The 24,519-nt window shown below is 68.3% G+C and carries 21 protein-coding genes, 2 pseudogenes and 1 riboswitch; of the genes and pseudogenes, 7 read left to right on the forward strand and 16 right to left on the reverse strand.

What is annotated here, in order from left to right; translation table 11 throughout:
- The first annotated feature begins 85 nt into the window (after positions 1 to 85).
- Both OH809_RS35805 and OH809_RS35810 read left to right on the forward strand, forming a co-directional pair.
- Entirely contained in the window at positions 86 to 1,228 is a 1,143-nt protein-coding gene (locus tag OH809_RS35805; RefSeq protein ID WP_406417299.1) for an 8-amino-7-oxononanoate synthase, read from the forward strand.
- Positions 1,229 to 1,362: 134 nt separating this feature from the next.
- Positions 1,363 to 1,581 (forward strand): annotated as a pseudogene (locus tag OH809_RS35810) (LysE family transporter); the annotation flags it as partial.
- 29 nt (positions 1,582 to 1,610) lie between these two features.
- Here the strand turns inward: OH809_RS35810 and OH809_RS35815 are convergent.
- The 3 genes from OH809_RS35815 to OH809_RS35825 all read right to left on the reverse strand — a co-directional run bounded on the left by OH809_RS35815 (position 1,611) and on the right by OH809_RS35825 (position 3,541).
- Positions 1,611 to 2,084 (reverse strand): C40 family peptidase, encoded by a 474-nt coding sequence (locus OH809_RS35815; protein ID WP_406417297.1) that lies wholly within the window; start codon positions 2,082 to 2,084, stop codon positions 1,611 to 1,613.
- A gap of 3 nt (positions 2,085 to 2,087) precedes the next feature.
- Positions 2,088 to 2,274: riboswitch (cyclic di-AMP (ydaO/yuaA leader) on the reverse strand.
- A 315-nt stretch (positions 2,275 to 2,589) separates the two neighbouring features.
- The gene (locus OH809_RS35820; protein WP_406417295.1) at positions 2,590 to 2,898 is read right to left on the reverse strand and encodes a hypothetical protein; all 309 of its coding nucleotides are present in this window, start codon (positions 2,896 to 2,898) and stop codon (positions 2,590 to 2,592) included.
- Between the two features lie 7 nt (positions 2,899 to 2,905).
- Positions 2,906 to 3,541 carry an ATP-dependent Clp protease proteolytic subunit gene (locus OH809_RS35825; protein ID WP_406417293.1) on the reverse strand — a complete coding sequence of 212 codons (636 nt, stop codon included), beginning with the start codon at positions 3,539 to 3,541 and terminating at the stop codon, positions 2,906 to 2,908.
- 485 nt (positions 3,542 to 4,026) lie between these two features.
- Here OH809_RS35825 and OH809_RS35830 point away from each other — a divergent pair.
- Together OH809_RS35830 and OH809_RS35835 are read left to right on the forward strand one after the other, a co-directional pair.
- Positions 4,027 to 4,368, forward strand: a pseudogene (locus OH809_RS35830) (VOC family protein); the annotation flags it as partial.
- Between the two features lie 123 nt (positions 4,369 to 4,491).
- A complete protein-coding gene (locus OH809_RS35835; protein ID WP_406417291.1) occupies positions 4,492 to 5,343 on the forward strand; it encodes a transposase in 852 nt (283 codons plus the stop codon).
- A gap of 237 nt (positions 5,344 to 5,580) precedes the next feature.
- Here OH809_RS35835 and OH809_RS35840 read toward each other — a convergent pair whose 3' ends face one another.
- The 13 genes from OH809_RS35840 to OH809_RS35900 all read right to left on the reverse strand — a co-directional run bounded on the left by OH809_RS35840 (position 5,581) and on the right by OH809_RS35900 (position 20,305).
- Positions 5,581 to 7,569: a hypothetical protein gene (locus tag OH809_RS35840; protein WP_406516050.1), complete on the reverse strand. Its 1,989-nt coding sequence runs from the start codon at positions 7,567 to 7,569 to the stop codon at positions 5,581 to 5,583.
- Between the two features lie 72 nt (positions 7,570 to 7,641).
- On the reverse strand, positions 7,642 to 8,313 hold the full coding sequence (locus OH809_RS35845) for a ThuA domain-containing protein (protein WP_406417287.1): 672 nt from the start codon (positions 8,311 to 8,313) through the stop codon (positions 7,642 to 7,644).
- An 86-nt stretch (positions 8,314 to 8,399) separates the two neighbouring features.
- Positions 8,400 to 9,410: a hydroxyacid dehydrogenase gene (locus tag OH809_RS35850; RefSeq protein ID WP_406417285.1), complete on the reverse strand. Its 1,011-nt coding sequence runs from the start codon at positions 9,408 to 9,410 to the stop codon at positions 8,400 to 8,402.
- Between the two features lie 21 nt (positions 9,411 to 9,431).
- Positions 9,432 to 10,364, reverse strand: a complete 933-nt coding sequence (locus OH809_RS35855; protein ID WP_406424794.1) for a carbohydrate ABC transporter permease — start codon at positions 10,362 to 10,364, stop codon at positions 9,432 to 9,434.
- A gap of 8 nt (positions 10,365 to 10,372) precedes the next feature.
- A complete protein-coding gene (locus tag OH809_RS35860) occupies positions 10,373 to 11,269 on the reverse strand; it encodes a carbohydrate ABC transporter permease (RefSeq protein WP_406417283.1) in 897 nt (298 codons plus the stop codon).
- A gap of 96 nt (positions 11,270 to 11,365) precedes the next feature.
- On the reverse strand, positions 11,366 to 12,670 hold the full coding sequence (locus OH809_RS35865) for an ABC transporter substrate-binding protein (RefSeq protein ID WP_406417281.1): 1,305 nt from the start codon (positions 12,668 to 12,670) through the stop codon (positions 11,366 to 11,368).
- Positions 12,671 to 12,784: 114 nt separating this feature from the next.
- Positions 12,785 to 13,873 carry a LacI family DNA-binding transcriptional regulator gene (locus OH809_RS35870; RefSeq protein ID WP_406417279.1) on the reverse strand — a complete coding sequence of 363 codons (1,089 nt, stop codon included), beginning with the start codon at positions 13,871 to 13,873 and terminating at the stop codon, positions 12,785 to 12,787.
- Between the two features lie 108 nt (positions 13,874 to 13,981).
- Positions 13,982 to 14,965 carry a hypothetical protein gene (locus OH809_RS35875; RefSeq protein WP_406417277.1) on the reverse strand — a complete coding sequence of 328 codons (984 nt, stop codon included), beginning with the start codon at positions 14,963 to 14,965 and terminating at the stop codon, positions 13,982 to 13,984.
- A 188-nt stretch (positions 14,966 to 15,153) separates the two neighbouring features.
- Positions 15,154 to 15,906 carry a FadR/GntR family transcriptional regulator gene (locus tag OH809_RS35880; protein ID WP_406417276.1) on the reverse strand — a complete coding sequence of 251 codons (753 nt, stop codon included), beginning with the start codon at positions 15,904 to 15,906 and terminating at the stop codon, positions 15,154 to 15,156.
- Between the two features lie 63 nt (positions 15,907 to 15,969).
- Positions 15,970 to 16,590, reverse strand: a complete 621-nt coding sequence (locus tag OH809_RS35885) for a bifunctional 4-hydroxy-2-oxoglutarate aldolase/2-dehydro-3-deoxy-phosphogluconate aldolase (protein WP_406417274.1) — start codon at positions 16,588 to 16,590, stop codon at positions 15,970 to 15,972.
- A 50-nt stretch (positions 16,591 to 16,640) separates the two neighbouring features.
- Entirely contained in the window at positions 16,641 to 17,594 is a 954-nt protein-coding gene (locus OH809_RS35890; RefSeq protein WP_406417272.1) for a sugar kinase, read from the reverse strand.
- Positions 17,591 to 18,535 (reverse strand): dihydrodipicolinate synthase family protein, encoded by a 945-nt coding sequence (locus OH809_RS35895; protein ID WP_406417270.1) that lies wholly within the window; start codon positions 18,533 to 18,535, stop codon positions 17,591 to 17,593. The genes OH809_RS35890 and OH809_RS35895 overlap by 4 nt, the downstream gene beginning before the upstream one ends.
- A gap of 9 nt (positions 18,536 to 18,544) precedes the next feature.
- The gene (locus OH809_RS35900) at positions 18,545 to 20,305 is read right to left on the reverse strand and encodes an IlvD/Edd family dehydratase (RefSeq protein WP_406417268.1); all 1,761 of its coding nucleotides are present in this window, start codon (positions 20,303 to 20,305) and stop codon (positions 18,545 to 18,547) included.
- A gap of 322 nt (positions 20,306 to 20,627) precedes the next feature.
- On the opposite strand from OH809_RS35900, the gene OH809_RS35905 reads away from it, so the two are divergent.
- The 3 genes from OH809_RS35905 (at position 20,628) to OH809_RS35915 (ending at position 24,411) form a co-directional block, all read left to right on the forward strand.
- On the forward strand, positions 20,628 to 21,668 hold the full coding sequence (locus OH809_RS35905) for a substrate-binding domain-containing protein (RefSeq protein WP_406417267.1): 1,041 nt from the start codon (positions 20,628 to 20,630) through the stop codon (positions 21,666 to 21,668).
- Between the two features lie 116 nt (positions 21,669 to 21,784).
- Positions 21,785 to 23,380 (forward strand): sugar ABC transporter ATP-binding protein, encoded by a 1,596-nt coding sequence (locus OH809_RS35910; protein ID WP_406417265.1) that lies wholly within the window; start codon positions 21,785 to 21,787, stop codon positions 23,378 to 23,380.
- A complete protein-coding gene (locus tag OH809_RS35915) occupies positions 23,377 to 24,411 on the forward strand; it encodes an ABC transporter permease (protein WP_406417263.1) in 1,035 nt (344 codons plus the stop codon). Before OH809_RS35910 ends, OH809_RS35915 begins: the two co-directional genes overlap by 4 nt.
- The last annotated feature ends 108 nt before the right edge of the window (positions 24,412 to 24,519 follow it).

Here is a 24,519-nt window from a genome sequence, read left to right on the forward strand (position 1 = left end):
CACAGAGCATGTGTGTATTGCCACACCATGACGGGCCAAGCGCCCGGTTAGGCTCTGTGAGCTGCCTACAAAAGGGACCGCCGACATGTCCTTCGCCCCGTTCGACTGGATCGATGACGAGGCGCGCCGCCGTGCGGACGCAGGGCTCGTCCGTACCCTGCGCCCGCGGTCGGCCGAGCCGGAACTGCTGGACCTCGCGAGCAACGACTACCTGGGCCTCACCCGGCACCCCGAGGTGACCGCGGCCGCCGCCGAGGCCGCGCACCGGTGGGGTGCGGGCGCCACCGGCTCCCGGCTGGTCACCGGTTCCACCGCGCTGCACGCCGACCTCGAACGCGAACTGGCCGAATTCTGCGGTTTCGAAGCGGCCCTCGTCCTCTCCTCCGGCTACGCGGCCAATCTCGCCGCGCTCACCGCCCTCACCGGCCGTGGCTCCCTGATCGTCTCCGACGCGGGCAATCACGCCTCCATCGTGGACGGCTGCCGCCTCTCCCGGGCGGACACCGCCGTCGTACCCCACGCCGATCCCGGAGCCGTCGCCAAGGAGCTGCGCGCGCACGGCGGCCGTGCCCTGGTTGTCACCGACTCGGTCTTCTCCGTCGACGGAGACGCCGCGCCGCTGCCGGAACTGGCCGGCGTCTGCCGTACGGAGGGCGCCGCGCTGCTCGTCGACGACGCGCACGGTCTGGGCGTGCTCGGCGAGGGCGGGCGCGGCGCCCTCGCCGCCGCCGGTCTCGCGGGTGGTGACGGGATCGTCACCACCCTGACCCTCTCCAAGTCCCTGGGCAGTCAGGGCGGAGCGGTCCTCGGCCCGGCCCGGGTGATCGACCATCTGGTCAACGCGGCCCGCACCTTCATCTTCGACACCGGGCTCGCACCGGCCGCGACGGGCGCGGCTCTCGCGAGCCTGCGCCTCCTGCGCCGCGAGCCGGCACGCGCGGGCAGGGCCCGTACGGTCGCCACCGCACTGTACGAACGGCTGACCGCGGAGGGGCTGACCGCCGTACGCCCCGACGCCGCAGTCGTCTCGGTCCGGGCACCTTCGCCGGACGCGGCGGTGCGCTGGGCGGCCGACTGCCGCGCGGCCGGGATCGCGGTGGGCTGCTTCCGACCGCCGTCGGTCCCGGACGGCATCTCGCGGCTGCGGCTCACCGCACGGGCCGATCTGACGGAGGCGCAGATCGCGACCGCGGTGGCGACCGTCCTGCGGACCGCGCCACTGACCTGACCGGTCAGCCGGCCGGACCGTCGTTCAGACCGGAGACGAACGAAGTCCAGGCCGCCGCGGAGAACCGCGGCGGGGGCCTGGACACGTCTTTGGAGTCCCGCTGTGTACGTCGACTGCCGGCCCGGGACAGCGGCGAGCAACCGCCCCTCCCCAGGACCCTGCTGCTGGCCGCCCTCGTCGTGCTGCTCGCGCTGATCTGGTTCCCGTCCGTGGCACTCCTGGTGGACCGCCTGGGCCGGTGGCTGCGCCGGCCGCGTACCGCCCGCGCCATCGAGGGCGGCAGCGGCGCGGCGCTCACCGCGCTGGGGCTGGTCCTGGTGACCGGACCTCTGATGCACTGCAGCACGTGGTGAATGGGGGAACCGGAGGAGAATCGGAGGGATCAGCGAACTCGTCCGTACCAGACGCTCCTCGTCCAGATCTTCTCCAGCCGCACGACGGAACCGGTCTTCGGGGAGTGCCAGATCTTACCCCTGCCGGCGTAGATGCCCACGTGGTAGACGCTGCGTCCCGAGTGGAAGAAGACCAGATCGCCGCGTTTCCGCTTCGACGCCGAGACGTGGCGGGTCTTGTTGTACTGCTGCTGGGCCGTGCGTGGGAGCCTCTTGCCCACCTTCTTGAACGCATACAGCATCAGCCCGGAACAGTCGAAACCGTGGGGGCCAGTGGCCCCGTACCGGTATGGCGATCCCTTCTTCGACGCGGCGATCTTGAGCGCCTTCGTTGATTGCGTCGCGGCCTGGGCGTCGGTCACGGCGCCGGGGGCGAACATGGAGCCGCCGACGGCGGCGAGCGTCAGAAATGTGGCCGTACCGGCCCGGGTGATCAGAAACGGGACATGAACCTGCGCAGTCATGCGCAACCCTTCGTCAGCCGCCTGTGAAGGATGACCTGTCGGGTTCGGGCTGGCGAAGTTGCCCGGCCGCGCGATGCGGCTTCACCCCGAGGGCCGACCGGATGACCGGTCGACCCGTTGCGCTCGGGTCCTCCACTCCTGCCGATCCACTTCTGTCGACCAGTCATCCGGGCGGCGGCAGGACTCGGCGTCCGCCCGGACCGCCTCGCCGTGGTGGCGGGGGCTTGTCGTCCCACGGATCTTGACTCACCGCCTGCCGGATTTCCGAAGCAAAACAGCGATATGCGAAATTCAGCACTAATGGTCTGTTTGGGTGAGCAAGGTGTGATTTGGGTACTCGTCAGGCTGTCTCGACCGGTCCGGTACCAGCGGTGGAACGGCATATTTCGCTCACCGTCCACGCCGGCGGCGCAAGTCGAGTTATCCCTCTCGCGGGGGATTCCTTGCGCCGGACGAGCGAGAAAATTCGATCAGCGCGCCGGGCGTGTCGCCTACGGAGAGATGATCAACTCATCGGGGCCGGGGGCACGGTGACCCGTCCGGCCCGCCGTTCCCCGTCCAACACGCGCAGTGCCCGCGCCAACGTGGCGGCGTGGATCTGTGCTTCACCCCGCTCGTGCATCAAGGTGAGCGCGTCCCGCAGGGCGCCCGCCCGGGAGGCGAGTGCCTGGGCCGCGCGCAGTGCACCGTAGGTGTCGCTGCCGCGGGCGGGGTTGATTTGGCCCAGCTGGTCGAGCACTTCCAGGTAGCAGTCGATGAACTCGGCCTCGGCGCGCGTCAGCGCGGGCAGCGGCGGGAGGTGGGGTGGCTGCATCGGCGGTTCACCTCGCGCTGTTCGGCGGGAGCGACGTCTTGCGGTTCTCCAGGACGTGGTCCACCAGCCCGTACGCCTTGGCTTCGGCGGCGTCGAGGATGAGGTCGCGCTCGAAGTCGGCGGCGATCCGCTCGGCGCTGCGGCCGGTGTGGCGGGCCAGCATGCGGGTGAGCAGCTCACGGACGCGGACCAGTTCCCGCGCCTCGATCTCCAGATCGGACGGTTGGCCCTGAACCGGCTCCGGGAGCTCGGGCTGCTGGACGACGACCCTGGCCCCGGGCAGGGCGTGCCGCCGGCCGGGAGCGCCCGCAGCGAGCAGGACCGCCGCGCTGGAACCGGCCTGGCCGAGGCAGAACGTCTCCACCTCGCAGGTGAGGTAGTCCATCGTGTCGTAGATGGCGGACATGGCGCCGAACGAGCCGCCGGGGGAGTTGATGTAGAGGGAGATCGGCCGGTCGGGCGCGGCGTGCTCCAGATACATGAACTGCGCGATCAGGTCGTTGGCCGCGGTGTCGTCGACCGGGGTGCCGAGGAAGACGATGCGCTCGGCGAGCAGCTTGGAGTACGGGTCGAGGGTCCGGGTCCCGTCGGTCGTGCGCTCGGTGAACTCGGGCAGGACGTAACGGGCGGCAGGGCGGAACATGGCGAGGCCTCTCCTCCGGTGTCTGTGCGCGGCCTGCGGGGGCATCCGTAAAAAATGTACAGGACGTACAGAAGGTTATGATGGGGAGCACGCATCCTAGTGATCCACTAAAAGGCCGAGGGCAGAGGCTTTTTTGCTGTTCGCCGAGCGTAGATATCTCACAAATCTGTCACGACGTCTTGATCATCAGGCACTGCCAGCACCAAGCTCGACGTCCAGCCTGTCACCTTGACCGCAGTGAAGTTCGACGAAACCTGCTGAACGCCGCGCCCTATGCCCGCTACGTATCCCCACTGCCGGGCGAAGGGCGCGACTGCGGTGCGACGTCTCGGACAGTCGTGTGAGTTCCCCGAACACCCCGCCCGCCAGCAGACTGCTCGTTCCGGGCGCCGGGCTGGTGGACCGGGTGCGCGACCTGCTCCGCACCCCCACCCGTCGAACTCGGGCATGGCCTGACGTCCATCAGGCACCCGCAGGAGCACCGAATGCCAGCCCTTGAAGGAACCGTGCCGGTGGCCGGTGCGCCCTGCTGGGTGAGCCTGATGGCACGGGACCTGCGCGCGGCAGAGTCCTTCTACGCCGGTGTCATGGGTTGGACGTTCAGGCCCAGCACGCTCGGCAGCGGCTTCTCGGTGGCTCTGGCACATGGTGAACCGGTCGCCGGGATCGGATGCTGCCAATGCGGTGGCCATCCGGCCGTCTGGACGCCGTACTTCGCCGTCAGGGACGCGGACGAGACGGCGGCCCGGATCAGTGAGCGCGGCGCCACGCTCGCCGTCGGCCCTCTGGTCCTGGGTGAGGGCCGTGCCGGGGGAACAGCAGACCGTTCACGCTCATCACCTTCACCTCGCGGACCGGGAGTGTCTTGTTTTTGGGTCTTCCAAGATTTTCGTAGGCGTTGATCGGTTGCTTGGTTTCGGTCCGGTCGGGTGCTCTGGTGCGGCAGGCTGGTGACGTGTGATGTCGAGCTGACGGACCTGCTGCCGCATCTGGCATCGGTGCTGGTCGAGACGGTAGATACGAGCGAGAGCCTGGTCAGGGTCGCGGTGCGGACCCTGGACGCGGTGCCGGTGGACTGTTCCGCTTGCGGGCAGCCCTCGGGCTGGGACCACAGCTGCTATGTGCGGCGGGTCGCCGACGAGGCGATCGGCGGCAGACCCGTGGTGATCGATGTCTCGGTGCGGCGCCTGTACTGCGAGAACTCCGGCTGCGCGAAGGCCACGTTCGTCGAGCAGGTCGACGGGCTGACCGAGCGCTACCAGCGCAGGACTTCTGCGCTGCGGCGGCTGGTCGAGGCCCTCACGGTGGTCCTGGCTGGCTCGGCCGCCGCCCAGCTGCTGACTGTATTGCACCAGGTCCTGTCCTTGGTGACGGTGAACTGTCTGATGCGGACCCCGCTGCCACGGCGTCCGACCCCTACGGTGGCCGGAATTGACGAGTTCGCCCTGCTCAGAGGCCAGCGCTACGCGACGATCATCATCGATACCGATACCGGACAGAGCGTTGAGGTCCTGCCCGACCACAAGAGGGCCACGGTCACCACCTGGCTGCGTGAACACCCCGGCATTCGCCTCATGTGCCGGGACGGTTCCGGCGGTTTCGCCCAGGCCACCACCGACGCCAACCCGGGAATCGTCCAGGTCAGCGACCGGTGGCATCTCTGGCACGGCCTGGCACGAGACAGCACTGAAGGAGGTTGGCGGGCACGCCTCATGCTGGAGCAAGTTCGGCCCACCACTGCCGCAGGGCAAGCGCGCGGCTACCACACGGGAGCGCTGGCGGCAGATCCACGACCTCCTTGATCAGGGCATCGGTCTGCTCGCCTGCGCCCGACGCCTGGACGTCTCGCTGAACACCGTCAAACGCTACGCACGCGCCGCCGAACCGGACCGCATGGTCCGCGCCCCCGTCTACCGGTCCAGTCGAAGCGGCGGTCGGACTCGGCATAGGCGATGGGGTCGCCGGCGGCCGCCGCGGTGACGACCTCCTCGGCGTCCTGGCGGATTCCCGTGTGCCTCCTGTACGTCGTCACGAGTCGCTCAGCAGCGGCTGACGTCGATCCGGATCAGATTGCGATCGCGGATGGCGTAGAACCTGCCACGCTCGTCCACTGCGGCTCGCGGGATGCCGTACCAGTCCGCGTCGAGCGCGACCAGGTCGGTACGCGCGAATGTCTTCCGGTCATAGCGGACGAAATCTGAGCTGGACGCCCCGTATACATACCCCCGGTCGGCGAGCAGCGTCCCGTAGTTCGGCACCACCGGGCCGTGATTGGCGGAGTGGATCACCTTTCGGGTGTGCAGGTCGATCACGAAGAAATCACCCCTGAAGCACATGACGTACAGGTTCTGGCCGAGCACGGTGAGGCCAGTGATCCCGGTGGGCTTGGACTGCGGCGTCATCCGCCACAGCTCGCGCCTCCGGATCGGATCCCACGCGACCAAGGTGCCGGCGGTGGCGGCGACATTCTGGCCGCCGAGATAGGCCACGCCGTCGTGCGCCACGACCGCACGGATCATCTGGTCGTCATCGATCGGGTTGACGGCGACCGTGGTGGCGCCGTTTTTCGGGTCGAACGTCATCAGCGATCCGCCCAACTCGTAGTCAGACTGCAGCCCGATCATCATCAGTCGGTGACGATCGTCCCAGACGATCTGGTGCGGGCGGTTCTGCTCCGCCGGCAGATCGGCCAACTTGCGGGTCCATTCGTCGTCGATGTGCGGGTTGTACGCCAAGAGGCCGACTGCGTTGTACTGGGCGAGGTAGGCAGTGCCCCGGTGCAGCAGAATGTCCTTGGCTTCGCTCGTCGCCAGCACCCTGCTCTGTTTCCCGGTGCGCAGATCATGTCGTGCCACCGAGTTCGTCCCGCCGACGTAGACGTCCTGCGTGTCGGCGGCTATCGACATCGCCAGCTGAGGCCCGATCGGGGCGCCTGCCTCGATCAGGTCCCATGAGGTGTCCGAACTCGTGCTCGGATCGACCTCGAAGATCAGGCCGAAGGCCGAGACGACGATTACCTTGTCGTCGCGGATCCACAGGCCCCAGATCTCGCCGAATTCCCCGTCCTTGGGCTTGATCTCGCGGAACGTACGGGTGCTCAACGTCAACTCGATCAGCGCGGCACCATTGAAGTACATCGTGTCGCCGAGCTTGCGCGGCAACCGAAGGAAGTGCTGCTCACTCTGCACGAGTGTGTACTGGGTTGGGTCGTCGGCGTCCATGATCGCGACCGCTGCGCCGTCGTCGGTGGTCGAGCACACGTACAGCGTGCCGTCGTAGAGACCGACGTCACGAACCTCTACTTGCCCCGTGAACTCCTTCGGCAGGATCGATGTGATCTTCTTCGTGGCGCGGTCCATGACAAAGAGTCCGGCCTTGGTGCTGGTCGGAGTGGCGCCGAGCGACGCGCCGGTGCCGATGTAGATCTTGTCCTGCGTGGCCAGCAGGCAGCGGATCATCGGTACGTTCGGATCGGGGATTGCGATCTCGGTGAGCTCACCGGTAGCCGGGTCGTACTGGCGCAGCTTGGGCTGGGGCTCTCGGCCGCCGAAGAAGATCTTGTTGTCCGGCGACGCACTGATCGCGTACGGATCGAGGCCGGGGATCGAGTGGAGATCCTCCTTGGGTGCGCCGGCCGCGGAGAGATCGAGCCGGATGAAGCCCGGGCCCGGGGCGGAGTCGTACTCGCGGATCGCTGAGTACAGATACCGCCCGTCCGGGTCGACGGCGAGCAACTGCGTGCTGATCCCGGACCCCTCGGTGACACTGGTGACCTTCTCGGTGTCGAAGTCGAAGCCGATGATCCGCATCGGATCGATGTTGCGCGAGGCGATGTACGCCTTGTTTCCCACCGGAATGGCAGCAGCGAGAGAGAAGTTGTTCACCCCCGGACCGAGGTCCGTGACCCGCACCCCTGACCTCGGCGTCGCCCTGGCGTCGGTCGCGGGCAGGCCGGCGACGGCCAGTGCACCCGCACCGACGGCCCCCCACTGCATCATCTGGCGTCGTGTGATCGGTACGTCCTGCATGGTTCTGTGCTCCTTCGTCGGGTTCTGAGGATGCGCACGGGGAATTCATCGCCTTCCCCGCGGCCGGAGGGATCAGCCCGCAGTCCAGCGCAGGCCGCCCAGAAGGTGGCCGCGGAAGGCCGGGTCGGTGTAGGCATCATCCGCGTGGCCCAGCGACGTGTAGAACGAGCGGCCGGCGCCGGACTCCTTGCACCACACCAGGGGGTGATCGGCGCCCATGCCGCCTCCCTCGTAGCCGGCTTCGTCGATGGTGGCGAGGACCTGTACGCCGGGGCGCCGCGGATTGCTCCGGAAGTCGTACCACTCGTCGTTCCAGTCCCACCGCGGCGGCAGATGGCGCATCGATGGATGGCTCCGGTCCTCGACCAGCACGGTGCCGGACTGGAAGTCCGGGTGGCCGGCGAAGCGTGCGCCGAGCAACTCCCCGTAGTACGGCCAGTCGTACTCGGTGCACGCGGCGGAATGGATGCCCATGAAGCCGCCGCCGTCCGAGGTCCAGCGACGCAGCGCCAGCTGCCCGTCCGGGGTGAGCACCTCGCCGCTGGTGGACAGGAATACCACCGCACTGCGTCCCGCCAGGGAGGCGTCGGTGAAGACCGAGGGGTCCTCGGAGGTCTCCACGGTGAAGCCGTGCTCCTCGCCCAGCTCACGCAGAGCCGCCTGCCCGGCGGGGATCGAGTCGTGGCGGTAGGCCGTGGTGCGGGTGAAGACGAGAACGTCCGACAGGCGGTCGGTCTGGGACATCTGGCACTCCGGGTTCTGCCGCGCAGGGTGGTCGCGGTGATCGGCACTCTCGTGTGGCGGGGACGGCACGGCAGCCGCCCGGGTGCTCAGGCCGAGGTGGAAAGGGCCGCTCGGGTCACGGGATACGCGAACTCCCGCCCGGCGCAGTAGCGTTCGACCTCATCCAGCGCACTGCGGGTGATGCGCAGGAGCTCACCGCCGAGTGAGCCGGCGATGTGCGGGGTCAGCAGCACATTCGGCAGTGAGTACAGCGGTGAGGACACCGGCAGCACCTCGGGCTCGGTGACGTCGAGGACGGCGTGGATGCGTCCCGACAACGCCTCGGCGGTGAGGGCCTCGGTGTCGATGAGGGAGCCGCGCCCCGTGTTGACGAGGGTGGCGCCGTCCCGCAGGAGCGACAGTCTGCGGGCATCCAGCAGGTGGTACGTCTCGGGCAGCGCGGGGGCGTGCAGCGAGACGATGTCGGAGACGGCCAGCAGCTCGTCGAGCTCGATGAGCCGGGCGCCCATCGACCGGGCCGCCTCGGGATCGAGGTGCGGATCGGCCAGCAGGATGTCGAAGTCGTGGGGCCGGAGCAGCTCCAGCACCCTGCGTCCCACGAGGGACGCGCCCACCAGGCCGATCGTCCTGCGGTAGTTGCCGAAGCCGGGGAAGTGAGCCGCCCAGTCCAGGGCGTTTCGGTGCTCGCGGTAGAGCCCGCCGATCTCCAGGACGCGCTTGTTGGCGAAGAGGATGGCGGCGAGCGTGTATTCGGCGACGGCTACGGCGTTGGCGGCGGCCGCAGTGGAGACGAGGAGTCCGCGGTCCCAGCAGGCTTCCGTCACATGGTGTTTGACGCTTCCCGCTGCGTGCACGACTGCCTTCAGCGCAGGCATGCGGGCCAGCACGGCGTCGTCGAGCGGGTGGCATCCCCAGGATGTGATCAGGATTTCGACAGCTGCCAGGCGGGGCACGCGGTCGAAGTCCTCGGCGACGAAATGCGGTTCGATATCGACGAGACGGGTCAGGCGGTCGATCGCGGCACGAGGGAAGAGGGCATCTCGGTGCGGGCGGCCCATCGCGAAAAGGGCACGAGGGCGGGGCGGAGTGGATGACATGGGGATCCTCAGGACGATGGCCTACTTGACGGCGCCGGCTGTCATGCCGGACTTCCAGAACCGCTGGAGCATCAGGAAGAGGACGACCAGCGGGACCACGGACACCAGCGATCCGACGATGGCCAGGAGGTAGTCCTGCGGGTGCCCCTGGGAGAGCGCGGAGGAGTACCAGACGTACAACCCGAGATTGACCGGGAAGAGGTCCTTGTCGGACAGCATCACCAAGGGAAGGAAGAAGCTGTTCCAGATCTGGGTGAACTGGAAGAGGAAGATGGTCACGAAGCCCGGCGCGATCATGGGCAGGGCGATCCTGCAGAAGGTCCTGAACTCGCCTGCCCCGTCCACACGGGCGGCCTCGAGGACCTCGTTGGGGATGTACGAGGCGCTGAAGACGCGGGCCAGGTACACCCCGAACGGGAACAGGAGGCCGGGGATGAACACGCCCCAGAAGGTGTTCACCAGACCCGCTTTGGCCGCGAGCAGGTAGAGCGGTATCGCCATCGCCGTTCCGGGCACCATCACGCCCAGCAGGACGAAGGAGAAGAGCTTCTCCTTGCCGGGGAAGTTCAGTTTGTCGAACGTGTACCCCGCGGCCACGCTGAACAGTGTCGCCAGCAGCGAGCCGACACCGGCATACAGGATGGTGTTGAGCAGCCAGCGCAGGAAGATCCCGTTGTCGACCTCGAACAGGTACGTGAGGTTGTCGACGAGCGCGAAGTCCTTGCCCGGGGCGAAGCCGTTGGTGGCGAAGAGGTCCTGGCGGCTCTTGGTGGACGAGAGGACCAGCCAGAGCATCGGCAGAAGTGTGTAGAGGGCGGCGAGACCCAGCATCGCGGTCACACCGGCCTTGGACAGCAGGACCGATGGACGGTTCCCGGGGCAGCGCCGGCCCGGCCGGTTCCTGTCCGTCCGCTCCGGAGCCGGACAGGAGCCGGCGGGGGCAACGCGTGTCATGGTCTTGGTCACGGCTTGCTCCTGCTGCGCGAAAAGCGGGTGACGAGGAAGGACAGCAGCGCGGCGAACAGCGCGATGAGCAGCGAGGCCGCTGCTGCCAGACCGAAGTCGTTGTGGGTGAAGGCGGCGGTCTGGACGAACATGTTGGGCGTCCAGCTGCTGCCGATCGAGCTGGAGGCGCTGTAGATGACCTTCGGCTCAGTGAAGAGCTGGACCGATCCGATCACGGTGAACAGCACGGCCAGGGCGATGGCCGGGCGGATCATCGGCACCTTGATCGACAGGGCGGTACGGATCTGGCCGGCACCGTCGATCTTCGCCGCGTCCAGGGCCTCGGTCGGCACCGCCTGGAGGGCGGCGTAGAAGATGACCAAGTTGTACCCGATCCACTCCCAGACGGCGATGTTCGCCGCGGAGAAGACAGCGTTGTCCGCTGACAGGAAATCGATGTCGAGGCCGCCGACGCTGAGGAAGTCGATCACCGGGCTCAGTCCGGGCGTGTACAGGTAGACCCAGATGAGTGCCGCGATCAGACCGGGCACCGCGTGCGGGAGGAACAGGGCCAGCTGGAAGAAGGTCCGCGCCTTGGTCAGTGCCGAGTCCAGCAGCAGGGCGAGGACGAGCGCGCCGCCGATCATCACCGGAATGTAGATCGCGACGTACGCGGCAATGGTGAGGAATCCGCCGCGGAACGCCGGGTCCGACAACGCGTGTACGTAGTTGTCCAGTCCGGCGAAGACCTCTTCTGTGCCACCGAAGCCGAGGCCGGAAGTGTGGGTGGTGAACAGGCTCATCCACCCCGCGTAGACCAGTGGGGCGAGGGTAACGGCGGCGAAAAGGATGAAGAAGGGGGCCAGGAGCAGCGTGGCGGTGCGGCGCTGGGCGCGGGCTGACGAAGTTGTCATACCGGGCCTTTCTCGATGGGAGCGGGAAGCGTCGGGGCGGGAGCCGATGCCGGCCTCGGCCTGCGGGGCGGGCATCGGCTCACCGGGGTTCGCGTACTACGGGGCGACCTTCATCCCGCGCCGCTCCATGTCCTTCACGGTCGCCTGCTGGGAGCCGGTGAGGATGTCGAGGAGCTTCACTTTGCCCTGGGCAACGTTCGGAAGCTGATCGACGATGGCCGTGTTCGTGGTCCCCATGACGGGGCCCCACGTCCAGCCGGGCCGGACCGCTGCGTAGGACTTGCTGCCCACGGCGTACACGTCCTGGCCGCCGAAGTAGTCGGTGGGGAAGGCGGCCTTGGTGACCGGCACGAGCTTGGGGTCGGCGGGGAACATGCTGCTGGTCCCGGAGGAGACCCACGCCTTCATGCCCGCGGGGTCGGTGGTGATCCACTTGATGAACTCCTCGGCGGCACCGCTGTTCTTGGCGCCCTTCGGTATGACGAACGAGGAGCCGCCGTACATGGCCGAGGCCGGCTTGCCGTCCCAGGTAGGCACCGGGGCCACCGACCACTTGCCCTTCTGGTCGGCGACGGTCGCCTGCTGGGCCCCCGCGCACCAGCTCGCGCAGACGTAGGCGACGGTCCGGTTCTGCTGGACGCTTGTCCAGAACGGGTCGAGCGAGCTCACCGAGGTGACGAGGTCCTTCCGGGCGAGGTCACCCCAGTAGTCGGCGACCTTCCGGGAAGGAGCGTCGTCCAGCGACACCTTCCAGGAATCCTTCTCCGTGCCGAACCACTGCGAACCGGCCTGCCAGGCGAGGGCGGTCAGCAGTCCCGGGTTGTCGGTGTAGAGAACCCCGCCGCGGGCCTTCGGGTCCGCCTTCTTCACCTGGGCGGTCATGTTCCGATACGCGTCCCACGTCTTGGGGACACTGATCTTGTGGCTCTTGAAGAAGTCGTTGCGGTAGTACAGCATCAGCGGAGCCGCGTCGCGGGGAACACCCCACGTCTGGCCCCCCAGCTCGACCAACTGCCTTACGGACTTCGGGAAATGTTCCTTGACCAGGGGCGCGAGCGAATCGCTCAGCGTCTCCAGCTTGCCCTGAGTGGCGAACTCCGGCAGCTGCGGGTACTCGACGACCGCGGCATCCGGGGCGGTGCCGGCCTTCACGGCGTTCGTGAGTTTGGAGTAGTACTCCTGGCCCGAGGGCACCGCCTCGAAGGTCACCTTGATGTCCGGGTGGGTCCGGTTGAAGGCCTTCGCCACTTCGTCGGAGCCCTTGACGAAGGACCAGAAGGTGACCTTTCCGGTGCCCTTCTCCGCCGTGGAAGTCCCGCTGTCCGAGTCTCCACATCCCGTGGCGAGAAGGCCGATTGCTGCGACGGAGCAGACCAGCGCTGTCAGTCGTCTACGAAACATGAGTGTGTCACCGATCGTTCGCTTGGGTGTCACCGCAATCATTCGTTACATACGACAGTGAGTCAATGCATATGCTTTCGTTTTTCGGCAACGAAACCATCTGTCATCACATGGTTACGCGTCGGCCCGGCGGTTGGCGCCACAGGATGCGCGGACTCGCAGTTCCGGGCGGAGCAGGATCTCGGCCAGGGGGGCGGCCGGGTCGGACAGTCGGCGTACCGCCAGGTCGAGCGCCCATGACCCCACCGCCTGTTTGGGGGGTGCGACGGCGGTGAGGGGGACGTCGCTCAGCTCGGCGACCTCGTCGTCGTAGGTGACCAGTGCCAGATCTTCCGGCACGCGCATACCGCGTGTGCGCAGGATGCCGACGAGGGCGATGGCGTCGATGTCGTTGTGCACCAGTGCGGCCCGGACCTCGCCGGATTCCACGGCCCGGACCACTTCTTCGAAGCGCGCGTCGGCCGGAGCCGCATCACCGGTGGTGCTGATGAGGAACTCCGGCCCCGGCGTCAGCCCCATGGCCTTCACGGCGTCGGCATGACCGGCGCTGAGAAGAGCCGTGTTGGGGCTCTCGATCCTGGCGACGAGGGCCACCTTGTCGTGTCCGAGCCCGGCGAGATGGCGCACCGCGAGGGCCGCGCCGTAGGCGTGGTCGGAGGCTACCTGCTCCAGCCGGCCGGCCCGTATCCCGGCCCGGCGCTCCACCAGCACGGCCGGCACATCGAGGGTGCTCAGCCACTGCTCGGCCTTGTCCAGAGGGCGCAGGCCCGGGTGCAGCATCAGCAGCAGGCTGTTGATCCCGCCGGCCACGAGTTGGCGGACCTGCTCCTGGTTCTCGGACAGCGACTCCCCGGAGACGGTCAGTACGACGCGGACGCCACGCGCGCGGGCCGCGTTCTGGACGCCCCGGATCACCTCCGCGTAGTAGTAGCCGCCTGGCGGCACCACCAGCCCGACGGCGTACTTCTCCCCGGCGAGGTCCGGGGCGGGGGCCGAGGCCTCGACGGGAGCGGGAGCGTCCGAGGCCAGGGCCCTGGCACCGCCGTGCACACGGTTCAGCAGTCCCTGGCCGGCCAGCTCCCGCACGTCCTGGCGCAAGGTCACGGCGGAGACTCCCATCTCCTCCGCCAGCGCCTTCACGGTGATCGAACCCTGGCGCTCCACAGTGCGCAGGATCGCTTCCCGCCGCTCGTTAGCCAACACCTTCAGTCCCCTCTCGGTAACGAGTGAGTCATCATTCTTCACTCGACAACCGAAAAGATATCAATCAAAGGTAAACGATGGCCTGGAGCAGAGGATCTCGTGGCGGGGTCAGTGCGTCGGCCTGTCGTCGACGGCGACGAGGCTGCCACCGCGGAGCGTGTAGAGCAGCCCCTCGTGGACGTTGACATGCGGGCCGCTGTACCAGGCCCCGTTGACGTCGGCGACGACCGTGGTGACGGCGAACGTCTTCGGACGGAAGCGGAAGAGCGTGGTGTCCGAGACGCCGTAGACCGCGCCTCGGTTGGTGACCATGGCGGCGAAGCCCTTGCTGACACTGCTGACGTCCGCGGTGTGCACCACCTTCCTGGCCCGCACGTCGATGACGAAAAGCCCTCCCTTGGTGGTGAGGCCGTAGAGGTTCCGGCCCAGCACCGCCAGAGCCGCCACCCCCGCCGACTGCTTCGTGTCGACGCTCCACCGCTCCTTGCCGGTGGCCGGATCGACGGCGACGACGGTGGCGCGCGGTCCCTCCTTGGCGGCGTTATCGCCGCCCAGGTAAGCGACGCCGTCCCGGTTGGCCACCGCCCGCACGAGCTGGACGTCGTCGATCGGATTGACGTAGGACGCCGACTTCCCGGTTCTGGGAGAGTACGTCCACAGGGCGCCGCCGCCCTCGGTGTCGGACTGCACACCGACGAGGAGCAGCTTGTTGTCCGGGTCCCACGAGAGGTTCAGCGGACGGTTCTGCTCGCTGGGGAACTTCGCCGCCTGCTGCGGCTGCCGCCGCCGGGAAGAGTCGTACCGCCAGATGCCCTGCGCGTTGTCCTGGCCGGTGTACAGGACGCTTTCGATCACTTCAGCGTCCTTGGCCTCACCCGGTGCCTGCAGGTTGACGACCTCGCCGGTCTTCAGGTTGCGCCGTGAGATGGCGCCGTTGCCGCCGAGGTAGACATACCCGTGGCCGGCGGCGATCCCGTCCTCTGCGACGACGGAACCACCCACGACCTCACCGGCCTGACCGGCGACATCGACGGGGCGTTCCTTGCCGTCGGCGGCATCGAGCGGGTCGCAAGCGGCCCTGCGGGCCGGCACGCTGCCCGTCCTGGACGCCACAGGGCTGCGCATCGGCCCGCCGGTCGCCCGTCCTGGCAAGGTGGTGTGCATCGGCCTCAACTACCGCGACCACGCCGAGGAGACCGGCGCCGCCGTACCGGAGCGTCCCGTGAGGAGCTGTGACGATAAGCGAACACATAACTGGTGACCGGTGGGGCCGCGATCAGTTAAGTGGCGTCACCACGTTCGGGCATGGGGCGACTGCTGAGCGCGCAGTGTGCGCCCCCTTCCAGTAGTTGTTCTACCTCGCGGTGGGCGGAGTCTACGATCGCGCGGACGCACTGCGCGGCGTCGTCCGGGCGTCCCTCGGCGATGGCCTCGGCCACCTCTGTATGGCGGCGTACTGCGTCCGTGTCCACGTGGTCCGGCATCAGAGGAAGGTCGCGGCGGGCAACAAGCAGTTCCTCGGTGACCTCGGAGAGCTGGGCGAACATGCCGTTTCCCGATGCGCTGAGCAGAGCTCGGTGAAAGGCCAGGTCTGCCGCTATGAAGCCCTGAGTGTCATCGGTATGGGCGATGCTCTCCATCGTCCGGGCGAGTTCGACGAGCGTATTGCGGGTGTCAGGCGAAGCGCCCACTGCCGCGAGGGCCGCGGCAGATGGTTCCACGGCGGCCCGCAGTTCGGTGAGTTCGCGCAGCTGCGCGCTGCGGAAGGGGGAGGCCAACCGCCATCGGATGACCTGGGGGTCGTAGAGGTTCCATTCGGCCATCGGCCGCACGGTGATGCCAACACGGGGCCGGCTGGTGACGATCCGCTTCGACTCCAGGACCCGGACGGCCTCGCGTGCCACGGTTCGGGAGACTCCGTACCGGTCCTGTACGTCTTCGAGACGGAGAACCTGGCCCGCACGGATCTCCTGCGCGGCGAGGGATTCCCCGATCCGCTTGACCACCTGACCGTGCAGCCCGTGCAGTTCCACTGCTACTCCTTGTCGCTTGTTCCAGAAACGCCGACACTTGCCGATTCTGTTGTTTGGTGTACGTCAACGAGCCTCGGCGAGTGTGCGCAGGAGTGTGCTCACCCGTTCACCGGCGCTGCGGGCACCCCCCGATGTCAGGGCCGAGCCCATGCCGCAGGCCACTGCACCTGCGGCTATCCATTCCGGCGCGTTGTCGATTGTCACACCTCCCGTGGGTAGCACCGGCGCCTGGGGGAGCGCGGTACGCACATCGCGCAGCCAGGAGGGTGAGACGGCCGAGGCCGGGAAGAGCTTGAGCGCGTCAGCACCTTCTTCCAGGGCGCGCACCATCTCGGTGGGTGTCGCGACGCCGGGGAAGACCGGGACTCCGTAGCGGTGGCCGGTACGGATGACCTCCGGGTGGAGGCTCGGTGACACGAGGAAGCGGGCGCCCGCTTCGACGGCGGCGCGTGCGGCGGCCGCGTCGATGACGGTGCCCGCGCCGAGCAGCGCATCGGGGTGGGTCTCGGCGAGGCGGGCCAGGGCGGTGAGGGCACGTGGGGTGGTGAGGGCGATCTCTACGGCGTGCAGTCCGGCGTTCAGCACAGCTTCCGCTGCGGCGACGGCTTGCTTCGGTCCTGCGGTGCGGATGATGCCGAACACGCGCTGTGCGGTGACGGCCTGGGTGGTCTCCCATTGGTACATGATGTTCGTACTCTCCTGCTCCTGAAGTGGTGCGCCGCCGGTGGGTGGCGTCAGCGGATGACGGTTTCGCCGCTGGTGCTGGTGAGGGCAGCCAGGGCGCGGTCGAGGCCGACGCGGTCGGGCAGGCCGTCCGTGTCGGTTGGGCATTGGACTACCAGTGCCGCGACAGCGGCGGCTTGGCGCAGGCACTGATCCGGGCCGTGACCGTGCAGCAGGCCGGAGAGGAAGCCTGCGGCAAAGGCGTCTCCCGCTCCCACGGGGTCGGCGACCGGGACTTGGAAGGCGGGCTGGCGGCACGCTTTTGCTTCGCGCGTGAGACAGGTCGCTGATTTGTCGCGGTGTTTGACGACGATCGTTCCAGGGCCCATCCCCAGAAGGGAGGACGGGTCTGGAACGCCCAGTAGCTCCAGTTCGTCCTCGCCTGCCAGCACCACGTCCGCGTGGGCCAGCAGCGGACTGATGACCTCGCGCCAGCGGTCCGGTGAGCCGAGCTTGTGGCGGATGTTCGGATCGAACGAGAGGACCGCTCCGGCGGCTCGGGCCAGTTCGACCAGACGCCTTGTCGCCCGGTTCGCCGAGGCCGACAGCATCGGGGTGATCCCGGTGATGTGTACCAGTCGTGCCCCCTCGAACATGTGGGGCTCCAGTTCGTGTGGCGACAGCCGGGACGCGGCCGAACCCGCACGCAGGTACTGCACGTCGATCGCGCGCGCAGGGTGACTGTCACGTATGAGGACCCCGGTCGGAGCCTCGGGGTCCGTCACCGCGTACGAGCTGTCTACGCCCTGCGCGCGCAGCTGGGCCAGCACGGCCCGCCCCGCCGGATCGTCACCGACGCGGCCGAGCCAGCGGACGCCATGTCCGAGCCGGGCCAGGCCCGCCGCCACATTGCTCTCGGCGCCCGCGATGGAGCGGCGGAACGAGAGCGCGTGTTCCAGCGGCACCCCGGGTTCGGCCAGCATGAGGAGCATGGTCTCGCCGCACACGACGACTTCTGCGCTCATCGAGCCAGCTCCGGTACCAGGGTGGCGAACTCCGCACAGAAGCGGTCGATCATTCTCAGCTCCTCCTCGTCCAGCAGGTATCCCGGCGCCCGGCAGTGCGCGGACGCGAACCAGCCACGGCGCACGGAGATCTCCTTCTCCACGGCGATGATCAGCTCCACGTTCTGCATCCAGTACGAGAGGTAGGGCAGCATCCGGGTGTGCAGGGCGACGGCCTCGGCCTCGTCGCCGCGCTCCCAGCGCTCCCAGAGTTCGACGTACAGCTCGGTGAAGGAGCAGCCCGGCTGCACGCCGACCGTCCCGCGCCGTAGGGCGTCCGGCAGTTGCAGACCGGCGTAGCCGACCAGCGAGGGCAGCGGACGTGGCCCGGCGGCCAGAGCCGCGATCAGCCGGCCCGGCGGGGCGGACTCGACCTTGACCCAGCGCAGATTGGGGTGCTCGGCGGCCAGCCGGTGCAGGGTGGGTGCGTCCAGCGCCGTTCCGGTCTGCGCCGGGGCGTACTGCACCACAACGGGCAGTGGATCGACGGCGGTGAGTACCTCGCGCAGATGGGCCGTGACGGCATCCTTGGAGGGCGCGAGGAAGTGCGGCGGGAGCAGGTTGACGGCGTCGGCCCCGAGTTCGGCGGCCCGGAGCGCTTGGCGGACCGCGGACCGGGTGGCGTGGTCCGGCACGGAGACGATGGCGGCGACATCGTGGCGCTGCCGGGTCCGCCGCAGGAGAAGCCCGGTGAGCAGTGCCCTCTCCTCTGGGTCGAGTTTGTGGAACTCGCTCGCGAAGCCCGGGAACATCAGCGAACCGACCCCAGCCGCGAGTACCCGGTCCACCACCGTGGTGAACCCGTCGGGGTCGAGCTCGCCGTCACCGTGGAACGGGACTTCCAGGACGGGCGAGACGCCGCGGACCAGCGTGTCGAGATCCTTGTGTACGAGTGCGGACATAGCGGTTCCTCAGAAGGCTTGTCGGGGCGGGGGCGAGTCGGTCGAGCCGACGAGGAAGTCGAGGTCGGCGCCGGTGTCGGCCTGGGTGACGTGTTCGGTGTAGAGGTGGGTCCAGCCACGGGTGACGGGCGGTTTCGGCCGCTGCCACGCGGAGCGCCGCCGGTCCATCTCGGTCTCGTCGATCAGCACGTCGAGCCGTCGGCCGGGGACGTCGAGCCTGACTTGGTCGCCGGTGCGGACGAACGCCAGCGGACCGCCGACCGCCGCCTCCGGCGCCACGTGCAGAACGCACGTTCCGAAGGCCGTTCCGGACATGCGGGCATCGGATACCCGCACCATGTCCCTGATCCCGGCGTCCAGCAGCCTCTTCGGCAGCGGCAGGTTGCCCACCTCGGGCATGCCCGGGTAACCGCGCGGGCCGGTGTTGCGCACGATGAGCACCGTCTCGGCGCGGACATCGAGTGAGGGGTCCTCGGCAACGGCGAGGTAGTCCTCGATGGAGTCGAAGACGAGAGCGGGGCCGGTGTGGTCCAGCAGGCGCGGCGCGGCGGCCGACAGCTTGATGACGGCACCGTCCGGGGCGAGGCTGCCGCGGACCACGGCCGTCCCCCGTCCCGCGGGCAGCACCGGGTTGTCGAAGGCCCGGATGACCTCGCGGTCGTACACCTGGGCATCCACGCAATTGGCCGTCAGGGAACGGCCGGTGACCGTCACCGTGTCCTGGTGCAGGGCGTCCCGCAGGTCGTTGACGAGCGCCGGCAGCCCTCCGGCGTAGGCGAACTCCTCCATCAGGAACCGCCCGGAGGGCATCAGGTCGATGAGCAGGGGAAGTTCGGCGCCCAGGCGGTCGAAGTCGTCGAGTTCCAGGGGCACCCCCAGCCGTCCGGCCAGGGCGAGCAGGTGCACCACCGCGTTCGTGGACCCGCCGATCGCCGCGTTGATCCGGACCGCGTTCTCGAAGGCCGCCCGCGTCATGATGCGCCGCGGGGTGAGATCGCTCCCCGCGAGCGCCACGGCCCGTGCGCCGGTTTCTTCTGCCAGCGTGCCACGCCGGGCGTCCACGGCCGGCAGCCCGGAGCCACCGGGCAGCATCATGCCCAGGGCCTCCGTCAGGCAGGCCATGGTGGAGGCCGTGCCCATGGTCATGCAGTGACCCGCGGAACGGTTCAGGGACGACTCGAACTCGGTGAACTCCTCCTGCGAGATCGTCCCGGCGCGCAACTCCTCCGTCATCCGCCAGATGTCGGTGCCGGATCCCACGTTCCGGCCCTTGAACCGGCCGTTGAGCATGGGCCCGCCGGTGAGGACGATGGCGGGTACGCCCGCGCTGGCGGCGCCCATCAGAGCTGCTGGCGTCGTCTTGTCGCAACCGGTGAGCAGCACCACGGCGTCGATCGGATTGGCCCGGATCTGCTCCTCGATCTCCATGGCTGCCAGGTTGCGGTAGAGCATCGACGTCGGCCGCAGGAACGGTTCGCCGAGAGACATGGCAGGAAATTCCAGGGGGAAGCCGCCTGCCTGCAGCACGCCGCGCTTCACGGCGTCCGCGAGGATCTGCAAGTGGCCGTTGCACGAGGTCAGTTCGGAGAACGTATTGCAGATGCCGATGACCGGGCGGCCGTCGAAGTTGTGACCGCCGCGTCCCATGGCCCGCAGATGGTGACGGGCGATGAAGCCGTTCTTGCCGCCGTCGCCGAACCAGGCCCGGCTCCTGAGCCCCTCTCCACCCGTGGCGGGAGCTGCGGCTGACGGTGTCTCTGGCTCTGCCATGGGTGGCCCTCCGATGGGGGTACGGCGACGAGGGGTGACGTTCGAGACCGCGCTGTGACCGAGCAGGGGCTTGCCCTGCCGACGGATTTAATGATGCTATCAAATGACGATAGTGCTGAATGGGCCGCAAGAGGTCGGTCCCCGGAGCCGGAGGGGCAGCCCATGGAACGCAAGGCGGTGGGCAAAGGGCCCCTCCCGCGTGCGGCCGGCCGCTCCGTCGACGGAACACGTCGGCTCGACCCGTCACCACCACACCAGCCCTCACCGCACGACCCCAGTAGCGCGATGCGCGGCGGTCGCTGCCAGCTCAAAGGAGCTCCCCATGAACTCTTCGTCCCGTCGGCGCATCGCTGTCACCACCGGCCTGCTGCTCACCCTCGGTCTCACCACGGCGTGCTCCTCGGGTAAGGAGTCCGCCGGTGGCGATCCGGTCGGCAAGGCCGACGGCAAGATCTCCCTCACCTACCTGCAGAAGCAGGGCGATCAGGAGTACTTCGTGGGCGAGGCAGCCGGCGCCAAGGCGAAGGCCGAGGAACTCGGCATCGATCTCAAGGTGGTCAATCTGGGCAACGACGCCAATAAGACGGTCAGCGAAGTGCAGTCCGCCGTCGCCCAGAAGGCCAAGGGCATCATCATCGTCGTCCCCGACCCGGCCGTGGGGCCGCAGGTCGTCCAGACGGCGAAAGACGGCAAGGTCGCCCTGCTCACCTCCGACGACCAGATCTGCACCACCGGCCCCGACCCGGCTGCCTGTGGTAAGGACGGCCTGGTTCCCCGGATCGGGTTCAGCGGTGCGCAGATGGGCGGGGAGGTCGGGAAGCGCGCCGCCGCCGAGTACAGGAAGGCCGGCTGGAAGGCCGCCGACACTCGGGTCATCTCGGCCTGGAAGCAGGACGTCACCGTGTGCGGTGACCGGGTCGACGCCGCCAGGAAGACCTTCGACGCCGCGGTGCCCGGCGTGAAGACCATCAACGTGGCCACCGACAACACCCCCACCGGTGCCCAGGACAAGATAGCCGCGACGGTCACCGCGAACTCCAAGGTCAAGAACTGGGTCGTCTGGGGCTGCAACGACGAGAACGCCATGGGCGGGGTCACTGCGCTGCAGAACGCCGGCATCGGCCCCGACCACGTCATCGGCGTCGGTCTTGGTGCCTACCTCGCCTGCAAGGAGTGGCAGTCCGACAAGAAGAGCGGCATGAAGGCGGCCCTCTTCATCAACGGCAAGGACGTCGGCGCCCTGGCCGTCCAGACCATGTACGACAAGCTCAAGAACGGCAAGGCCTTCCCGCAGGAGGCCTTCGCCCCCACCACGATGGTCGACCAGTCCTCCTGGAAGGACTCCGGCCTCTCCTGCAGCTGAACCGTCCCGGCCCGCGGCTGCCCCAGCCGTTGTCGCCGCGGGCCGACGGCATTCCCGCATACCGGCCCCACACCCCTGACCACACCGCGCGCCATGCCTTCGAGGTGAACCGACACATGACCAGAGCCTCCCATTCACCCCCCGGCCGGGGCCCTTCCGAAACGCAGCCCACTACAGCGCCGGCATCCCCGTCCCTGGGTATTTCGGACGTCACCAAACGGTTCGGGGCGGTGCGGGCGCTCGGCGGCGTGACGCTCGACTTCCCACGCGGGCAGGTCACCGCACTCATGGGTGAGAACGGCGCGGGCAAGTCGACCCTGCTCAAGATCCTCACCGGGGACCACCAGCCGACCGAGGGCCATGTCGTCCTCGGCGACGAAATGGTTGTGCTCGACTCCCCGGCCAGGGCACGGGCGGCGGGGATCCGGATCATTCCGCAGGAACCGGAGATCATCCCGCACATCTCAGTCGCCGAGAACATCTACGCCGGTGCGTTGCCGCGTAAGGCCGGCAGACGATTCGACCGAGCCGAACTGCGCCGCCGGATCGATGCGGACCTGGCCCGGCTGGGCTTCGCCGATGTACTGGACCCGGACCTCCTCGGCTCACAGCTGACCCCGGCCCAACGCCAGCTGGTCGAGATCATGCGCGCCCTCACCGGCAGCACGACCGCGAAGCTGATCGCTTTCGACGAACCCACCTCCTCCCTGGCCGAGCACGAGGTGGACGCCCTGTTCGCCCTCATCAGGCGGCTGCGTGACGAGGGCATCGCGATCGTCTACGTCTCGCACCGCATGCAGGAGATCTTCCAGCTCGCCGACCGCATCGCGGTGCTGCGCGACGGCAGTCTGGTCGGCGTGCAGGAGGCGAGCACGACGAACGAAGCGGCACTCGTGCGCCTGATGGTGGGGCGCGATCTGTCCGCCATGTTCGTACGACAGCGCGTGGCAACCGACCGCCTCGTTCTCGACGTCAGGAACCTCACCACCGACGACGTGCACGACATCTCGCTCCAGGTCCATGCCGGTGAGGTCGTCGGCCTGGCCGGCCTGATCGGAGCAGGGCGTTCCGAACTGGCCCTGGCCCTGGCCGGCGACCAGCCCGTCCACAGCGGCAGTGCCAGCCTCAACGGCGTCCCCCTGCCCAGTGGCCGGCCCGGCGCGGTGATCCGGGCCGGACTGGGGCTCGCGCCGGAGGAACGCAAGGCGCAGGCGCTGTTCCTGCAGCAGTCCGTCCGGGCCAACATCTCGCTGGTGGTCCTCGACCGGCTGCGACGTTCCCGCTTCGTACGCCGCACCGCCGAGCGGGAGCTCGCCCAGCACTACACCGACCGGCTCAGAGTGTGTACACCGTCGGTCGACCACGAAGTACGCAAGCTGTCCGGCGGCAACCAGCAGAAGGTCGTCCTCGCCCGGTGGCTGGCGCGCAAACCCAAGGTCCTGATCCTCGACGAGCCGACCCGCGGCATCGATGTCGGCGCCAAGGCTGAGATCTACCAGATCATCGCCGACCTCGCGGCCGAGGGCGTCGCCGTCCTCGTCATCTCCTCGGAGCTGCCCGAGCTCCTCGGTCTTGCCGACCGTGTGGTGGTCATGCAGCAAGGACGCATCACCGGCGAGCTCAGCCACGACGAAGCCACCGAAGAATCCATCCTCGCCCTCGCGATGGCCCACGACATCATCGGCGTCAGCACCCCCGGAGCCACCTCATGACCCTCACCAGCCCTCCTTCCCCGGCCGTCAAGGGGCCGCCGGACAGCCCTGCCGCCTTCCGGCCGAAACTGCTCGCCGGGATCAGCGGGCAGAACATCAGCCTCGTCGGTGCGCTCGTCCTCGTCCTCGTGCTGTTCGGGGCCCTCAACGACAACTACCTCAGCATGTCGAACATGCAGGTGATCGCCGAGGCGGCCACCATCACGGGCCTGCTCGCCATCGTGCAGACCGTCGTGATCATCTGCGGAGGGCTCGACATCTCCGTCGGCTCGCAGGCCGGTGTGGCGTCCGTCGTCAGCGCGATGGTCTTCACCAGTACCGGAACCAACGCCTTCCTCGGCATGGCGGCAGCCGTCGCGGTCGGTCTGGTCATTGGCGCCCTGAACGGTCTGGTCATTGTCTACGGCCGCGTCAATCCCACCATCGCCACTCTGGCCGGTCTCGCCGCCTACAAGGGCCTCGCCCAACTGCTGTCCGACGGACGGGCCCAGGGGTACGTCCTCAACAACGACGTCTTCATCTTCCTCGGCCGCGGGAAGATCGCCGGTCTGCCCGTCATGGTCTGGATCCTCGTCGTCGTCGCCCTGGCCGTTCATCTCCTGCTCCGCTACACCGACATCGGCCGCAACATCTACGCCATCGGCGGAAACGACACCGCCGCCCGCCTCGCCGGCATCAACATCAACAAGTACCTGATCTTCGTCTACGCACTCATCGGTGTTGTCGCCGCGATCGCCGGAATCCTGCTCACCGCCCGTACCGGGTCCGGCCAGCCCACCTCCGGCAGCGAGGGCCTCGAACTCAAAGCGATCACCGCCGCCGCACTCGGCGGCGCGGCTCTCAAGGGGGGCAAGGGAGGCATCGGCGGCACCCTCCTGGCCGTCGCCCTCCTCGGAGCCCTGGAGAACGGGCTCACCGTCCAAGGCATCAACTCCTTCTGGCAGAACGTCGCCCAGGGAGCCCTCCTTGTCGTCGCAGTCGTCATCCAGCAGCGCCGCAGCGGCGAACGCGCGGTGGGACTTCCCGGCTGACGGACCCGGCGAAGCCGCGCCACCGGCCCCCAAGGATCCCTCAACGGTCCTCTCGAAGGGAGGAGGAAGCCTCGGAACATCCACGCCCCACACTCGTCGATTTACTTA

The organism is Streptomyces sp. NBC_00873 (assembly GCF_045207415.1).
GTDB lineage: Bacteria > Actinomycetota > Actinomycetes > Streptomycetales > Streptomycetaceae > Streptomyces.

What these genes read in the sequence shown, in the direction of transcription:
- OH809_RS35805 (WP_406417299.1), top strand. Translation starts at nt 86, where the DNA reads ATGTCCTTCGCCCCGTTCGACTGGATCGATGACGAGGCGCGCCGCCGT.
- OH809_RS35895 (WP_406417270.1), bottom strand. Translation starts at nt 18,535, where the DNA reads ATGTCCGCACTCGTACACAAGGATCTCGACACGCTGGTCCGCGGCGTC.
- OH809_RS35840 (WP_406516050.1), bottom strand. Translation starts at nt 7,569, where the DNA reads ATGCAGGACGTACCGATCACACGACGCCAGATGATGCAGTGGGGGGCC.
- OH809_RS35850 (WP_406417285.1), bottom strand. Translation starts at nt 9,410, where the DNA reads ATGTCATCCACTCCGCCCCGCCCTCGTGCCCTTTTCGCGATGGGCCGC.
- OH809_RS35825 (WP_406417293.1), bottom strand. Translation starts at nt 3,541, where the DNA reads ATGTTCCGCCCTGCCGCCCGTTACGTCCTGCCCGAGTTCACCGAGCGC.
- OH809_RS35900 (WP_406417268.1), bottom strand. Translation starts at nt 20,305, where the DNA reads ATGGCAGAGCCAGAGACACCGTCAGCCGCAGCTCCCGCCACGGGTGGA.
- OH809_RS35865 (WP_406417281.1), bottom strand. Translation starts at nt 12,670, where the DNA reads ATGTTTCGTAGACGACTGACAGCGCTGGTCTGCTCCGTCGCAGCAATC.
- OH809_RS35890 (WP_406417272.1), bottom strand. Translation starts at nt 17,594, where the DNA reads ATGAGCGCAGAAGTCGTCGTGTGCGGCGAGACCATGCTCCTCATGCTG.
- OH809_RS35910 (WP_406417265.1), top strand. Translation starts at nt 21,785, where the DNA reads ATGACCAGAGCCTCCCATTCACCCCCCGGCCGGGGCCCTTCCGAAACG.
- OH809_RS35845 (WP_406417287.1), bottom strand. Translation starts at nt 8,313, where the DNA reads ATGTCCCAGACCGACCGCCTGTCGGACGTTCTCGTCTTCACCCGCACC.
- OH809_RS35860 (WP_406417283.1), bottom strand. Translation starts at nt 11,269, where the DNA reads ATGACAACTTCGTCAGCCCGCGCCCAGCGCCGCACCGCCACGCTGCTC.
- OH809_RS35855 (WP_406424794.1), bottom strand. Translation starts at nt 10,364, where the DNA reads ATGACACGCGTTGCCCCCGCCGGCTCCTGTCCGGCTCCGGAGCGGACG.
- OH809_RS35815 (WP_406417297.1), bottom strand. Translation starts at nt 2,084, where the DNA reads ATGACTGCGCAGGTTCATGTCCCGTTTCTGATCACCCGGGCCGGTACG.
- OH809_RS35905 (WP_406417267.1), top strand. Translation starts at nt 20,628, where the DNA reads ATGAACTCTTCGTCCCGTCGGCGCATCGCTGTCACCACCGGCCTGCTG.
- OH809_RS35915 (WP_406417263.1), top strand. Translation starts at nt 23,377, where the DNA reads ATGACCCTCACCAGCCCTCCTTCCCCGGCCGTCAAGGGGCCGCCGGAC.
- OH809_RS35820 (WP_406417295.1), bottom strand. Translation starts at nt 2,898, where the DNA reads ATGCAGCCACCCCACCTCCCGCCGCTGCCCGCGCTGACGCGCGCCGAG.
- OH809_RS35885 (WP_406417274.1), bottom strand. Translation starts at nt 16,590, where the DNA reads ATGTACCAATGGGAGACCACCCAGGCCGTCACCGCACAGCGCGTGTTC.